Annotated in this window: 12 protein-coding genes and 1 pseudogene; 5 read left to right on the plus strand and 8 right to left on the minus strand. The window is 67.0% G+C overall.

Annotated elements, in window-relative coordinates; genetic code table 11:
• Window positions 1-215 precede the first annotated feature (215 nt).
• The 5 genes from U9983_RS06710 to U9983_RS06730 all read right to left on the minus strand — a co-directional run bounded on the left by U9983_RS06710 (window position 216) and on the right by U9983_RS06730 (window position 5,088).
• Window positions 216-401, minus strand: coding sequence for a hypothetical protein (locus tag U9983_RS06710; RefSeq protein WP_322753188.1), 186 nt, complete (start codon window positions 399-401; stop codon window positions 216-218).
• A gap of 894 nt (window positions 402-1,295) precedes the next feature.
• Window positions 1,296-1,883, minus strand: coding sequence for a PaaI family thioesterase (locus tag U9983_RS06715; RefSeq protein ID WP_322753189.1), 588 nt, complete (start codon window positions 1,881-1,883; stop codon window positions 1,296-1,298).
• Between the two features lie 113 nt (window positions 1,884-1,996).
• Window positions 1,997-2,497, minus strand: a complete 501-nt coding sequence (locus U9983_RS06720) for a hypothetical protein (RefSeq protein WP_322753190.1) — start codon at window positions 2,495-2,497, stop codon at window positions 1,997-1,999.
• Complete coding sequence (locus U9983_RS06725; RefSeq protein WP_322753191.1) at window positions 2,494-3,753, minus strand: molybdopterin-dependent oxidoreductase; 1,260 nt, start codon at window positions 3,751-3,753, stop codon at window positions 2,494-2,496. Before U9983_RS06725 ends, U9983_RS06720 begins: the two co-directional genes overlap by 4 nt.
• Before the next feature lie 123 nt (window positions 3,754-3,876).
• Entirely contained in the window at window positions 3,877-5,088 is a 1,212-nt protein-coding gene (locus U9983_RS06730) for a low temperature requirement protein A (protein WP_322753192.1), read from the minus strand.
• Between the two features lie 75 nt (window positions 5,089-5,163).
• On the opposite strand from U9983_RS06730, the gene U9983_RS06735 reads away from it, so the two are divergent.
• The gene (locus tag U9983_RS06735) at window positions 5,164-6,777 is read left to right on the plus strand and encodes a N,N-dimethylformamidase beta subunit family domain-containing protein (RefSeq protein ID WP_322753193.1); all 1,614 of its coding nucleotides are present in this window, start codon (window positions 5,164-5,166) and stop codon (window positions 6,775-6,777) included.
• A gap of 333 nt (window positions 6,778-7,110) precedes the next feature.
• On the opposite strand, the gene U9983_RS06740 is transcribed toward U9983_RS06735, so the two are convergent.
• Both U9983_RS06740 and U9983_RS06745 read right to left on the minus strand, forming a co-directional pair.
• Entirely contained in the window at window positions 7,111-8,646 is a 1,536-nt protein-coding gene (locus U9983_RS06740) for a long-chain-fatty-acid--CoA ligase (RefSeq protein ID WP_322753194.1), read from the minus strand.
• Window positions 8,646-9,629, minus strand: a complete 984-nt coding sequence (locus U9983_RS06745; protein WP_322748746.1) for an LLM class flavin-dependent oxidoreductase — start codon at window positions 9,627-9,629, stop codon at window positions 8,646-8,648. Before U9983_RS06745 ends, U9983_RS06740 begins: the two co-directional genes overlap by 1 nt.
• Window positions 9,630-9,776: 147 nt before the next feature.
• On the opposite strand from U9983_RS06745, the pseudogene U9983_RS27750 reads away from it, so the two are divergent.
• Together U9983_RS27750 and U9983_RS06750 are read left to right on the plus strand one after the other, a co-directional pair.
• A pseudogene (locus U9983_RS27750) lies at window positions 9,777-10,040 on the plus strand (helix-turn-helix domain-containing protein); the annotation flags it as partial.
• A gap of 6 nt (window positions 10,041-10,046) precedes the next feature.
• Window positions 10,047-10,571: a hypothetical protein gene (locus tag U9983_RS06750; RefSeq protein WP_322753195.1), complete on the plus strand. Its 525-nt coding sequence runs from the start codon at window positions 10,047-10,049 to the stop codon at window positions 10,569-10,571.
• A gap of 14 nt (window positions 10,572-10,585) precedes the next feature.
• Here the strand turns inward: U9983_RS06750 and U9983_RS06755 are convergent, their stop codons facing one another.
• A complete protein-coding gene (locus tag U9983_RS06755; RefSeq protein WP_322753196.1) occupies window positions 10,586-10,801 on the minus strand; it encodes a hypothetical protein in 216 nt (71 codons plus the stop codon).
• A 10-nt stretch (window positions 10,802-10,811) separates the two neighbouring features.
• Between U9983_RS06755 and U9983_RS06760 the strand changes: the two genes are divergently transcribed.
• Both U9983_RS06760 and U9983_RS06765 read left to right on the plus strand, forming a co-directional pair.
• Window positions 10,812-11,234 carry an effector-associated constant component EACC1 gene (locus tag U9983_RS06760; protein ID WP_322753197.1) on the plus strand — a complete coding sequence of 141 codons (423 nt, stop codon included), beginning with the start codon at window positions 10,812-10,814 and terminating at the stop codon, window positions 11,232-11,234.
• 41 nt (window positions 11,235-11,275) lie between these two features.
• A partial coding sequence (locus U9983_RS06765) for a caspase, EACC1-associated type (RefSeq protein ID WP_322753198.1) occupies window positions 11,276-14,329 on the plus strand: 3,054 nt, incomplete at its 3' end.

Consider the following 14,329-nt stretch of genomic DNA (forward strand, 5'->3'; position numbering starts at 1 on the left):
TGGTGCCTGCGCCTGCGCGGTCGCTGGAACGGCCAGGTACCAGGCAACGGGCAGGAGGAGGACCACCCGCCACAGCACCGGACCCCCCGACAGCCGGGACCAGGTCGGACCGGGTCTGGCCGGCGACCGGCGGCCGTGACTCTCTGCTGATCGGAGCGCGAAACCACGGCGAAATTCCGTGGAAATCTTAACTTTCCGTACACGGCACGGCCGGCTCATCGGCTGACCCGTCGTCCGGCTGGTCGGCCGATGCTCCCGGTCGCGGTGACACGCTCGGCCGACGTATGCCCGAGACGACCGCGGACGCGCAGGAGGAGGGCCAGAAGAATACATACCACAGCGGCAGCGAGATACAGCACGAATGCCAGACCGACAACGTCGGTCAACACGCCGGACAGCATGTCGAAAACCTTAGAAGTAGTACTTCCGCTCAACGCGTGATCGGCCGCACGCGATTCGAACATAGATTCTCCATCAAGGCATAGATGCCCAGGTCTCCACCGGCGCGCAGCAACGCCTGATGCCCCTGACCTGCGCTGTTGGTGCTCGCCAGCGGCGACAGAGAGGTGCCCGACCAGCCTGGAAAGAACGCGAAAAAAGGCGACTCACGACACCCGTCAATTCCGCGGATCGCCGTATCACTCACGCCTTGAGGTGTAGCACGCTCACTATAACAGCGGCAGGATTCCCCAGACCACCGCCGTCACACGGGTCGTACGATCCAGCTCATCCCCCTTGGACCTGGCCTCCCGAGCACTCGGCGAGGCGGTGGCGACACCCTCGACCGTCTGGCGGAGAACGATACCCCTGCGACTCCGCTGTTCGGACAACAGCGTTGCATGAAATGCCGCTGTGTGCAAAGGGCGTTCCGAAACCTCTGCGTTATCCCGCCGGTACATCAGGACCAACTATCACGCAGAGTCACTATCAGGTCGCCTATAGGCCACCACGCACGGCGATACATTGATCAATTTCCGTGCGCACAAGAGGTTACCCACCACCCGCGACACACCCTCTGAGCAGGTGGAACAACGCGCTTGAAAACATTGCGTACGTCTCTGACAACCGATTGTCAGCAAGCAGCCATTGGCGCTGCGACAAAAATCGATGACGCAAAGTAATATTTGAGGAATACTCCCGCCGTCGGCGGCCGGCATCCGCTGAAAAACCCTGAAGAGGCACCGCACTTTATATGACTCGCACTCTATCTACAATAAGAAAACCAATGAAAAACTTATGAAAAACTTGGCGACGATGGACATGGACGGGATACGATGCACACCGTCACGATACAATCACTCCGTATTCTCAGGAGCAACATCAACAGACATGGCATCGCGCAGACGGTCAGCGTCGGTGTCGGCCAGGGTCAGGTGCCGGCGCGCCTCTTCCAGACTGACAAGCCGGTAACTGGCCGTCGCAGTGGCCATCGTCGCACCATCAAGATCGAGGATCTCGGCCGCAGCATGGGTGAGGCCGACTCCGGTCTGCTCCACACGCGACGGTCGCATCCGGGCTACGCAGTCATACGTCCTCCCGACGAACAAGGGTGAGACGTAACGCACCTTCATCGCCGTGGTGAACGCGGTGAGACCCGCCTGGAGCACGATCAGGTTGCCCATGATCTCATCACAGACCACTCCGGCCAGGCCACCGTGCACGACCCCGGGGTACGACTCATGTGCCCGCCCGAAGGTGAAGCGGGCCTGCAAGCCCTCGGGATGGGTCCGGAACTGCAGCTGAAGGCCCTGATCATTGTGCGGCGAGCACCCGAAACACCGGTAGTCCGACAGCACCGACCAGGGAACCTCGACCGGGCCGCCGGGACGCTCCCCACCGGGCGTCGCGTCGACGGCGTGCACAGTGGTATCGGCGGTCGGCATCCTGAGATCTCCCTCGCCCGGCCTGGTCTCGTCGACCTGGACTCCCTTTTTCTAGACGAATCCGCGGCGCGGGGCATCGATAATCACCCGACCCGATCACACGATCAGGCTCGTCAATCACGCCGGGATTCGGACCGCGGCACCGCCGTCGCTCCCGGCCGGCGGCGGACCAGTAGCCGGCGGCGGAACATGACGACCGCGGCAATCACCCAGACCACGCCCAGCACGATCATGAGGTTGCGCTCGTAGGCCAGCGGGTCGACCGAGGGGTTGTCGGGTTTGCGGCCATACCCCCGCCACAGGGGCAACGACACCAACGCGACCGAGCCGCTGACGATCAACGCTGCCTGTATCACGGCCCGGTACGGTGCCGGGACCAGCTTCGTCAGCACGAGACCGATCACGGCCAGCGCCGGGACCAGCAGGGCGTCGTGGACGGCGATGGCCACCAGCCCCCAACCGAAGGCGTAGGGCGGATTGACCGCAAGATGCGCGTCCAACGCCCCGAACACCCCGACGCCAACCATGGCAATGCCACCGCCGACCAGCAGGACACGGAGCCCCAGCACCGCCGCATGCCATGCCGGTGCCCGGCGTCCGGCGGACTCACTCATACCATCACCACCCGGTGCACCCATTTGGTCTGCAGGACACCCGGTCGGTTCGGGGCGATCAAGCGGACCGGATAGCCGTGGTCAAGCGCCAGCGGCTCGCCTCGGAGCCCGGTGGCCAGCAGGGTGAGCGAGTCCCGGGCGTGCGGTGGACGCACCTCGCTCGTGCTGTAGAGGCTGCCGCTCTCCAGCGACTCGACCCGCACCGTGGCGTCGTGCGGAATGCCGGCCCGATCCAGTAGCTGCGGCAGCGCAACCCCCGACCAGGTGGCATCCGCGCTCCACCCCTCGACGCAGGTGATCGGCAGATGGGACGTGGCCTGGGGAAACGCGGCCAGGTCGGCCAGGCTCAACCGCAGCGGCCGGGGGCCGACGACCTCCAGGCGGTATCCGGGGTCGCGCGCCACGGTGGCGACCCCGGCCGCGGCTGCGGTGCGGTTGACCGGCAGGTTCTGTGGTCCGACCGTCGGCTTGCGTGGGGCCAGCAGATCCAACTCTGACAGACCGGGCACCGCCTGACCGACGGTGACCACCGTGATCACTCCAGCGGCCGCACCGACCGCTCCGACGAAGCCGCGTCGGGACAACCCGTCACCGTCGGGTTCCGGCGAGCTGGTCCGCACCGGTACGCCGCCCGGTTCGAGATCGCCGCCGTCACGATTGACACCTTCGAGGGCGACACCTTCGACGGCGACGCCGTGGACCCTGCCGCGTCCGACGTTGACGCGCACCACCGTCAGCTTCGCCGCCACGTGCACGAGCAGCGCGCCGATCGTCACCCACGCGGCCCAGTAGTGGGCGACCGTGAAGAAGAAATGGAACGGGTACCACTGGGCGATGTTCGCGATCCCGGTGGAGAGCTGGAACAGCGCACCGCCGATGAGCACGATGATCGAAATCCGCTCCAACGCGTGTGCGACCGTGCGGACCGGCGGCCACTCCCACAGCCGCGGGTAGACCGTCCACAGTTTCGCCAGCAGCAGCGGTACGCTCGCCAACCCGGTCGCCACGTGCAGGCCCTGGGTGAACCGGTAGAACCACACCGGCCGGGACGGCCACGAGAACCACGACGTCGGATGTTGCATGAAATGGGAGACCAAACCGGTGGCAAAGCACGTCCCGAAGGCGATACCGAGCCAGATCCCGAGCAGCGCGGCCACCCGCGGGTCATGCAACCGGCTGGTGAACCGGCCCTCGCGCAGCGGTCCACGCCGCAGGGTCTCCGGCGGCGATGGCAGCGGGCGGGTGAGGGGGTTCATATCTCCAACGTAGGACCGCCGGCCGCCACCAGACACCCGCCACGGATTACAGGACGAGGACGGCGCCAGCCCGCGCCCTCCGGTGTGCCGCAACGGCCTGGTTCGCCCCTCACCGGTGCGCCCTCACGGATGCGGCGTGGAATCCGCCAGCTGCGGCCGGATCTGGTCGACCACGACCAGGGCAATGAGCCCGACGGTGAGCACAATCAGCACGAGCAGGCCGGAGAGGTGGGCGGCGAGCGGCACGGCCGCGAGCAACACCACCACCGCGGCCACCTGCGACCAGCTCGGTCGGCGGCCGATACGGGCCGCGCACGCCATCAGGCCGAGGAGATAGAGTGCCGGACCGCCGAGCGTCACCAGAGCACCGGCCGTGTGCAGTTCGCCGCCGGGATGCACGATCACCAGCTCGACGCCGACCGCCGTCAACACGATCCCGGCGATGATGGGGAGATGCAGGTAGGTGTAGACGTCTCGGCCGATCTGGCCCGACTCGTCCGCCGCACTCCGGCTGATCCGCCGGGCGACCGATGCGGCGATCTGGCCGAAGTACAGCCACCACAGGGCGGTCGACGTCAAAAATGCAAACCCGAGCGTGACGACGACCGGGCCGCGCAGCCCCGCACCGGAGGCGGTAACCCCGGCCAGCACGATGCTCTCGCCGAGCGCGATGATCACGAAAAGTTGGAAGCGCTCGGCGAAATGGCTGCCCTCGACCTCCCACTGGCTCATCGGGGTGGCACCGGCGCGGGGTACCCAGTACCGAGCCAGCGGCGCCGCCAGGTCGAGCCCCAGCGCGGCGACCCAGAGCAGCCAGCGCGGCTCACCGGACAGTATCCCGCCGACGACCCACAGCGGGGCCGAAAGGATACTCCAGGCAAGAATCTGCCGGAAGTTCTCGTTGAACGCCCCCGGCGGGGTCACCCACACGACGAATGCGTTCCGACCGATCTGCAACGCCACGTAACTGGCCGCGAAGAGCAGTGCGAGGTCGACGGCGCCTTCGGGGATCGCCACGGCCATCAGGAAGCTGGCCAGCATCACATAGATCAGGACGAGTCGAACCGGCACCGTCTCCGGGTCGAACCAGTTGGCCATCCAGGTCGTGTAGTTCCAGGCCCAGTAGACGGCGACGAGGAAGAAGGCCGCCTGCACCGCGCCGATCCAGCTCAGATCCGCCAGCAGGTGGTGGGATATCTGGGTGACGGCGAAGACGTAGACGAGGTCGAAGTACAACTCAAAGAAGGTCGCGCGCTGTTCCCCGCCACCCCGGCCGCGGATGTAGGGAATATCCGGAATGACGGAACGTGTTCGTCCCACTGCTTCAGGCTGCATGGCCGTACCCGTACCTGGACCCATACCCGAGCATAAGGCGCCGCCGCCTGAACAACACTGACGAGGATGGTCTGGATGCCAGCGCATGGAAGCCGACGCCACAGTCGGCCTGAGTCTGCCGGATGGCCCACGTCCGTCGCCGTCGCGATCGCGGTTGCGGTGGTGATCGCGGTCGTCCTCGGCGGGTGCAGCGGCGGTGCCGACCGGGGCCGCCAGGCCACGGGGCGCGTGCCTGGCGGGGCGAGCGCCGGGGCGAGCGCCGGGGCGAGCGCCGGGTTTGACGTCCGGGCCGAGAACGCGAAGCCCGGTGCCGACTGCGGCCTGGCCCGTCTCGGCTACAACCACGCGGTGGAGGGCTGGCTCGACCATGCCAGCATCCGGACCGGGGACGAACTGCACCTGTTCGCGTCCACGACCGCGGCCACGCTCAGGGCCTCCGTCTTCCGGATCGGCTGGTACGGCGGACGAACCTGCCGGCTGGTCACCGAGGTCGGTCCGCTACCCGGTCGGGTACAGGCCCCCGCCGCGCGCGACCCGAAAACCAGCACCGTGAGCACGTCCTGGATGCCGACAACGGCGTTCGACACGAGCAGCTGGCCGCCTGGCGCGTATCTGATGCGCCTGGACGACTCCGACGGTTTCCAGACCTACGTTCCGTTGACCGTCCGCAACCCGACGACATCGGGACGGGTGGTACTGCTCGCGGCGGTGACAACCTGGCAGGCATACAACGCGTGGGGTGGATACAGCCTTTACCACGGCCCGAAGGGATTCGCCGACCGGGCCCGGGTCGTCTCGTTCGACCGACCGTACGACTACGGCGACGGCGCCGCGGACTTCACCGGCAACGAAGCCCCGGTCATCATCCTCGCCGAGAAACTCGGGCTGCCCGTCGCCTATGCAACGGATATCGACCTCCACGGCGATCCAGCGTTGTTGGACGGCGCCCGCGCGGTCGTTTCCATGGGGCATGACGAGTACTATTCGCCCGCGATGCGGGACGCGTTGACGCGGGCCCGTGAGCGCGGGGTGAATCTGGCTTTCCTGGGCGCGAACGCGGTGTTCCGACGAATTCGGCTGGGACCGACCGCGTTCGGGCCGGACCGGCTGGAAACCGGTTACAAGGTCGCGGCCGAGGACCCGTTGAACGGCGTCGACGACGCCGCCGTGACCGCGAACTGGCCGTCTCCGCCGAATGCGAGACCGGAGAGCTCGCTCACCGGTGGCATGTACCAGTGCAATCCGGTACATGCCGACCTCGTGGTCCGCGACCCCGGACACTGGCTGTTCGCCGGAACCGGGTTGAGCGCGGGCAGCCGTATTCCGGGAATGATCGGATCCGAGTACGACCGGGTCGACCTCACCTATCCGACACCGTCGCGGATCGAGGTCCTCGCACATTCACCGGTGCTCTGTCATGGCCGGCCCGACCATTCCGACGTCAGTTACTACACCGCCGACTCGGGCGCGGGAGTGTTCGACGCCGGTACCAGCGCGTGGGTATGCGGCGTAACCGATGTGTGCGGGTCCGGCGCGGCCGGACCCGTAGTACAGAACTTCGTCACCACCGTCACCACCACGATGCTGACCACATTTGCGCAGGGCCCGGCCGGGCAACGACATCCCGGCGCCCGATCCGTGCCGGGTGACGACACCGGCGGCGGAGGGAATCCGGACGGTGAACGGTAGCCCGGCAAGCCCCCGCGATCCGCTTGCCCAGAGCGTTGAAGGTGTCGACCTCGATATTTCCCTTGGCGGTCGATGGCGCAAAGCCGCCAACCAGATAGACATTCTCTGCAGCGGATCCTGCTCTCGTAATAACCATTGGCCCGAACTGGGTCGCGCCATATACGATATTTACTTTGACACCAGCCTGTGCATAAGCCTGGAACAGGCGTTGAGCAATTTCACCCTGCACGACAGGGTGAATACAATCAATACCGTCAGATGCAGACGGGGCGGCCACCTCCACGTATGGGACGGAGACCCGCTGACATCCAAGACTACCCAATGTCGCGGTGATCAGAGAGCTGTCGAAGGCGCGTACCGGCCGCGGAGCTCGCGCTTGAGGACCTTTCCGGTGATGTTTTTGGGAAGTTCGGCAACCACATGGATCTTCCGCGGGCTCTTGTAACCGGCAAGCTGCGCCCGACAGGTCCTGAGGATGTCCTCGGGGTCCACGTGTGCACCGGGCCGGGGAACAATCACAGCTACCACACTCTCCCCCCATACCGGGTCGGGAACACCGATGACGGCGGCTTCCGACACGGCCTCGTGCTTATGGAGGACCTGCTCCACCTGCGTGGAGTACACGTTCTGTCCACCAGTTATGATCATATCCTTGATGCGGTCGACGAGATAAACGTATCCTTCTTTATCCACGGTCGCCACGTCACCGGTGTGCAGCCACCCATCGGTGAACGCGGCGGCGGTGGCCTTTTCGTCGTTCCAATAACCACTGGTAACCAGATCACCGCGGATGACCAGCTCACCGGGGGTGCCGGCGGGGCATCGCCGCATCTGCTCATCCATGACCGCGACGGCGGTCAGCGGCAACGGCCGGCCACAGGACTCCAACAGTTGCTCCTGACCCGACAGCGCACGAACATGGTCCTCAGGACTGAGAGCCGTCACCCATCCGGTTGACTCGGTCTGGCCGAAGCCGGTCACCAAAACCGGTCCCAGCCGGTCCGCCAAAGCGCGGGCAGTGCTCGTGGGCATGGCCATCCCGCCGTATCCCAGTCGGCGGATGGAGGACAGGTCGGCCGTGTCATAGCCCGGATACCGGAGCACGAAAGACGCCATCGTCGGCGCCAGCGAAGTGATCGTGATTCGGTGTTCCGCCACCAGTTCCAGGAACGCGCTCGGCTCAAACGCGGGCATCAGGACAGTCGGCACCCCGCACAGGTGGTAGGTGGGGACCTGAAACGCGGAAACATGGCACATGGGGAAGGTCATCAGCATCCGGTCACGCTCCGTCGGCGAGACCGCGAGCATCATTGTCATGGCCGCTGTGATGATTCCACGATGGGTGATCATCGCCCCCTTGGGGCTCCCGGTCGTACCGCTCGTATAAACCAGCCATGCCGTGTCGGAATCTGACACTTCCACCTGAGGACGGGTGGGTGAGGCCGATGCGACCAGCTCCTCGTAGGAGGAGCCGCGGCCGTCCGATGGACCACCAATCACGAACATGTGTTCGATAGCCGGGACGTCGCCAAGCACGGGCCGGAGTTCGTCGACGAACTCCCGATCGACAATCAGCACCCGGGCGCCGGCCGCAGCTATGATCTCAGCCCATTCCCTGGGATGGATCCGGTAGTTGAGCAGGGTGAGTACCATGCCGGCGGTCGGTACACCGTAGAGAGCCTCGACATAGGCGGGCACATTGCGAGCCAGGATCGCGATCCGGTCTCCCGGCGATGCGATCCGGGAAAGGCCGTCCGCCAGCCGTAACGAGTCCGCGTGCAGGTCCGCAAATGTCCGGCGTTCGTTCCCCGTGACCAGCGCCACCCGTTCCGGCCAGTTCGCGGCTGCCAGTGACAATATGTCGCCCATCAGCATTCGTCTGTCGCCTCCACCCGCCTGGAAAGGGTTATCAAGGGCAGTACCTCGTGCGTGATGCGTTCCGCGTTGCGGAGGGACTCGTCGAGGTCCGCACCGCTCGGCTGAAAGATCATGTGGCGTGCCCCCGCATCCACGTAGGCCTGCACCCGTGCGGCAACCTGTTCCGGGGTACCTGCGGCGGTCACGCGGTGGATGAGTCCGCGCAGGTCCCGTGACCAGACTGAGCCGAACATCTGCGCCATGTCGGCGTAGGCGTCTTCGGGCCGGTCCGCTACACCGATGAACAGAAACTGGAACCATTCGAAGCTGTCGAGCTTACGTCCGATGGCGTCGGCCTGGGCGCGAACCGTCCGGACCGTTTCGGCGTACCGGTCCGCAGACAACAGATAGGGCATCCAGCCGTCGCCGATGGTCGCGGCTCGCCGCATCGCCGGCGCCTTCGTCCCCGCTATCGGTATCCGTGGACCACCGGGCTGGACGGGCGGCGGGGAGATCCGCACGCCCTGGAACGGGTAATGCGGGCCGGCCCCATCGACCGCTTCGCCGGTCCACAGGTCCCGTAAGACGCGAATCTGTTCGTCGACCCGGTAGCCGCGGCCGGCGACCGGCACACCGCAGGCATCAAACTCCTGCGGATATTCCCCACCGACCCCCACCCCCAGCGTGACCCGCCCCCCGCTCACCCGATCGATCGACGCCACCTGCTTCGCGACGATTGCCGGCGGATACAGCGGAAGCAGGAGCACCGCGGTTCCGATGCGCGGCCGCTCGGTGAGCGCGGCGAGGAGCCCCAGGTTCACCAGCGCCTCCGGAGTGGGAAGCGGTGCCGCGACATGACCACTCGCCCACAGCGAGTCCGCTCCGAGCCTGTCCAGCCGACGGATCTCCTTCTTCTCGCCTCGAACGTTGAAGCCGAACAGCACCCGGGGTTCGGCTTCCGACGCCTGAGCACCGTTCTCGTGCGGCTGACCCACCGGCCACCTCCAACATCATGTGAAGTGTGGGCCAGGTTACATGCAAGTCGAACTTTCGACAATGGTGTTGAACCCAGGAATTTACCGCACCTTTTTCGCTCCTCCAGGCCTGCCAACCACGGCCGGCTCATCTCTACACTCGGAAGAGTGAGGGAGCCGGCACCGCCCGAGGACACAGGTGTCGCAATCGGGGACATACAGAGCGAGACGGACACCCAGTTCACCGCGGGTCTGGTCCGTCCGAGCAGCGGTCGTTCGTCCTCCCGGCGGGAGGCCTTCGAGTCAGCGCTCCTGGACGCCGCCGCGGAGCTGTTCGCGACGCGGGGCTACGCCGGTACGACCCTGCAGGACGTCGCAGATGCCCTGGGGGTGAGCCGCCCAGCCCTGTATCACTATGTCTCAAGTAAGGACGATCTGGTGGCCAAGATCGCCCGTGACACTCTGGCCAACTCGGCATTTGTCATCAATATGCCTGAAAACCTGGCTTCACGGCCGGATCTGCGACTGAAGAAAATCATGATGGGGACAGTGGAAGCAGCGCTCCGTCACCCCGAGCGCACCCGGCTGGTCAGCCGGAGCGAGACAAACCTTCCGCCCGAGGTCTCCCGGTTATACAAGGAGATATGGCATGGTTTCGAAAGAACTGTGGAATCGACGATCGCCGACGGTATCCGGTGCGGCCTGTTCCATCCCGTCGACGAGGCGATTGCAGCACGAGCGTTGAGCGGGATGGTGCTGTTCGCCTCCTGGTGGTACCAGCCGGGTGGCAGCACGACCGTGGTTGAAACCGGACGCATCCTGTCCGATATGGCAGTCCGAAGCCTGCTGCGGCAGAACCCCACCGACGGGCACGAAGACGCTGCGACAGCCGTCCTCGATCGAATCAAAAGAGATCTTCAAATCGTCGAGCAAATGCTTGCCCACCAGCCGGGCATCCACTGAACGAACAAGGACTCCTAACAAAATGAGGCCTTCAGCCGTCGCCAGCGGGTGATGGCGCAGCCGAGGGTGCGGAAGGCTTCGTGGATGTCGTCGCGGATCCCCCATAACCGGGCACGAGGAGGCACACAGTACGCGGTGGCCGCCCCGGCACGAAGCGTGGGTGCTCGCCGGTTGTCGAGGTGCTCCAGGGTCCGCACCCATGCCCGCACCCCGTACAGCCAAAAGAGCACAATACGGACTATGAATGTCGTCATCGCGGTGCAGGACGGCAGCGAGCGGACCGATGGCGGCGCTGCGCCGTTGGGAACCTGGCTTGCCAGGGAGCCGCAGCTGCGTGGCCGGATCCGTCGTCGCGCGACGGGCGAGCCCGCGGCCGGGACCATGGGGACGGCCGCAGATCTCCTCACCGTGGTCCTGGAACCGGGAGGGGTCGCCACAGTGCTGGCCGCCGCACTGGTGACGTGGGTGCAGCGCCGCACCGGGAACCAGACCGTGACCGTCACCCGACCTGACGGAACCACGATCGCAGTGGCGGCCGAGCACGTCCGCGGGCTGGACGCGCGACAGGTGGGTGAATTGGCCCAACAACTCGCCCGGTCCTTGGAACCTGGCACGGTGCCATCCGACGAGACCGCGCGGCCTCCCGCCGCACCCGCCGAATAAGAGCGCCCGGCAGTAGGGGCGTGGATGAAAGGCTCGGACGGATGACGGCACCCCGGCGACCACCGCTCGGTGACCTGGCGGGGATGGGTGCGCGGGCGGTACTGGTGGGAACAAGCCGGCACACCGACGCGTCGGGCCTGCCGGATCTGCCGTCGGTGGCCACCACGGTCGAGGATCTGCGACGGGCACTCGAAGAGGTGTGCGGCATGGAGCCCGCACACATCCGCACCATCATCGACCCCGCCGACGAAGGCGCTGTGCTCGACGCGGTGGAGGAGATCGCCGCACAGGCCACCGGCGTCGTTCTCTTCTACTTCGCGGGGCACGGCCTGCTCGGGCCAGGGGATCGGCTCTACCTGGCCACGCATGCCAGCCTCGCTGGAGACCGGATCGCCCGGTCGGCCTCCTATCAGACCATCCGCGACATTCTCGCGGACCTGCCCGCCAGCACCGTGGTCATGCTCGACTGCTGCTTTTCCGGGCTGGCGGACGCGACCGGCCGCGGCCGCCAACGGGATCCCTACGCCTCCGCCCGGCCACGCGGCAGCTACCTGCTGACCTCGGCGTCCCACTACGCGGTCTCCTATGCTCCGCCGGGCGAGCGCCACACCCTGTTCACCGGCGAGCTGTTGCGGCTCCTGCACGAGGGGGACCCCGCCGGCCCGGTCCGGTTGACCCTCGACCACGTCTACGGCTACCTCGACCGGCGCCTGCAGGCCGCGGCGGCCCGGCCGCACCGGCAGAGCGACGGCAGGGCCGGGGAACTCGTCCTTGCCTCCAATCCCGCCTACCAGCCCGTCGCGGAGCCCGATGACACATCATTGCGGCCACCTGACGACTCTGCGTGTCCCTATCCGGGGATGGAGCCGTTCCAAGCGGAGGACCACGAACGGTTCTTCGGCAGGGAGGATGTCGTCCAGCGCCTGCTGGGCGAGGTCACCGGGAGCGATACCGGTCACCATCCAGTGATGCTCGTGGGGTCCTCCGGGGTGGGCAAGTCCTCGATCCTGCGTGCTGGGCTGCTGGCCGGCCTGGACCGCCGGCACGATGCGGACCGGACGAGTCCCTGGCCGGCGGTGCTGCTGGCGGCGCCGGGAGCCCAACCGCTGCAGGCTCTCGCCGAACGGCTGACGGTGGCCACCGGGAAGCCTCTGGATGAGGTGGAACGGCAACTGCTGGCCGGACGGTTGCCCAGCATCGCGGAGCGGTCCGGCGGCTGCGCGGTACTCGTCGTCGACCAGTTCGAGGAGGTCTTCACCCGGTGCCCGGACGAGGATCAGCGGGCGCGATTCATCCATGTGCTGTGCGCCGGTTCCGACACCGGCCCGGACCGTACGCGGGTGGTGCTCGGGCTCCGCGCGGACCACTACGGCAACTGCCTGGCATATCCCGAACTGGTCCGCGCTCTGCGGGACGGCCAGGTGACGGTACCGCCCCTGGACGATGCCGGGTTACGGGCGGCCATCGAACGCCCGGCGCAGGCAGGCGGCCTGGTCCTGCAGCCTGGTCTGACCGATCTCCTGCTGCGGGACCTGCGTGAGGGCGGGAGTTCCGGCCTGGGCACAGCTCTGCCGTTCCTGGCCCACGCGCTGCGCGCCACCTGGACCAGGCGCAGCGGTCGCACCCTGACTCTCGCCGGCTATCAGGCCACCGGTGGGATCTGGCGGTCCGTCACCCGCACCGCCGAGGAGATCCACGACACGCTGTCCGAACCGGGCCGGCTGGCCCTGCGGGACCTGCTGTTACACATGGTTCATCTCAGCGACAGCGACAGCGGCGGGGAGGCGGTGCGACGCCGCGTCGACCTACGAGAGATGACCCACGGCCGTTCCAACGTGGAGCGCCAGATCATCACCCTGGTGTGCGACCGATTGGCGCAGGCCCGGCTGGTCACCGTCGACGACGGCGGGGCGCAGCTCTCCCACGAGGCCCTGCTGCGCGCCTGGCCCCGGCTGCGCCGATGGCTCGACGAGGATCGCGCCGGGCTGGTCATCCGTCAGCAACTGGCCGATGCGACGGACGCCTGGCAGCGTGCCGGTCGTGATCCGGCATTCTGTCATCGCGGCGTCCGGCTGGCTGCGGCCCGCGAGTGGGCCGCCGACGCGCGGCATGAGCGCCTGCTGCGGATGGCCGACCGGGAATTCCTCGACGCCAGCATCCGAGCGGAACAGGCCGAACAGGCTCGGGAACGCCGGCGGGTCCGCCGGCTGCGACAGATCCTCGCCGGCCTGGCGTTCGCTCTGTGTCTGACGGTGCTGGCCGCCGCAGTGGCGTTCCAGCAGCGCTCCAGCGCACAGCGCAACCTCCGGGCGGCGACCGTCCGCCAGCTTCAGGCGGCGGCCATCTCGGCTACCGGCACCGAGCCACGGTCCGCGCTGCTGCTCGCGGTGGAGGCATTCCAACGGGACCCGTCGCAGACCAGCCGGGCGGCCCTGCTCGACGTCCTGGCAGGTACCCAGTTCTCCGGAGCCATTGAGAACCTGCCGAACGTCGTCGGCACGGTGACCTACAGTGGGGACGGCCGGATCCTGGTCATCGGCACCGGCGACGGCACGGCACAGGTGTGGGACGTCTCCCAACCTGATCATCGCCGCAAGCTCACCGACGTGGTGGCGCACGGGCAGCCCGTGTTCACCCAGGGGGTGATGGCGTCCTGGCTCGACGACGGCGGGCACCTGCTGTATCTGCTCGGCCAGGACGGTGTCATGGGGATGTTCGACCTGGCGGACCCCGCGCATCCCGTCGGCCTGGGAACCGTCCACGGGATCGCGGGAAACGGCCGGGCTGCGGGGGTCATCCAGGCTGCGGGTTTCAGCCCCGATGGGCACACGCTGGTCGCATCCGATCTCGGAGTGCTCTCGCTGTGGGCGGTGGGTGCGCGGCCCTCGGACGTGACGCGCCTGGTCCAGTTACCGCGACACGACACCGGCCCGCTCAACGCGGCAGCCTTCTCCCCCGACGGGCGGCTGCTGGCCCTCGGCTGGCAGGACGGAACCACCGAGGTGTGGAACATCATGGACCGCTCCCACCCGCTCCGGCAGGCTGTCCTCACCCCGGCAGGCCTCACCCCGGCCGGCCGCCCCGCGGTACTGTCT

Origin of the sequence: Protofrankia sp. Cas3 (assembly GCF_963555955.1) — a bacterium.
Lineage (GTDB): Bacteria > Actinomycetota > Actinomycetes > Frankiales > Frankiaceae > Protofrankia.

Coding starts and splice junctions, on each gene's coding strand:
- U9983_RS06715 (WP_322753189.1), bottom strand. CDS start 1,883: ATGCCGACCGCCGATACCACTGTGCACGCCGTCGACGCGACGCCCGGT.
- U9983_RS06720 (WP_322753190.1), bottom strand. CDS start 2,497: ATGAGTGAGTCCGCCGGACGCCGGGCACCGGCATGGCATGCGGCGGTG.
- U9983_RS06725 (WP_322753191.1), bottom strand. CDS start 3,753: ATGAACCCCCTCACCCGCCCGCTGCCATCGCCGCCGGAGACCCTGCGG.
- U9983_RS06735 (WP_322753193.1), top strand. CDS start 5,164: ATGCCAGCGCATGGAAGCCGACGCCACAGTCGGCCTGAGTCTGCCGGA.
- U9983_RS06730 (WP_322753192.1), bottom strand. CDS start 5,088: ATGCAGCCTGAAGCAGTGGGACGAACACGTTCCGTCATTCCGGATATT.
- U9983_RS06760 (WP_322753197.1), top strand. CDS start 10,812: ATGAATGTCGTCATCGCGGTGCAGGACGGCAGCGAGCGGACCGATGGC.
- U9983_RS06740 (WP_322753194.1), bottom strand. CDS start 8,646: ATGGGCGACATATTGTCACTGGCAGCCGCGAACTGGCCGGAACGGGTG.
- U9983_RS06710 (WP_322753188.1), bottom strand. CDS start 401: ATGCTGTCCGGCGTGTTGACCGACGTTGTCGGTCTGGCATTCGTGCTG.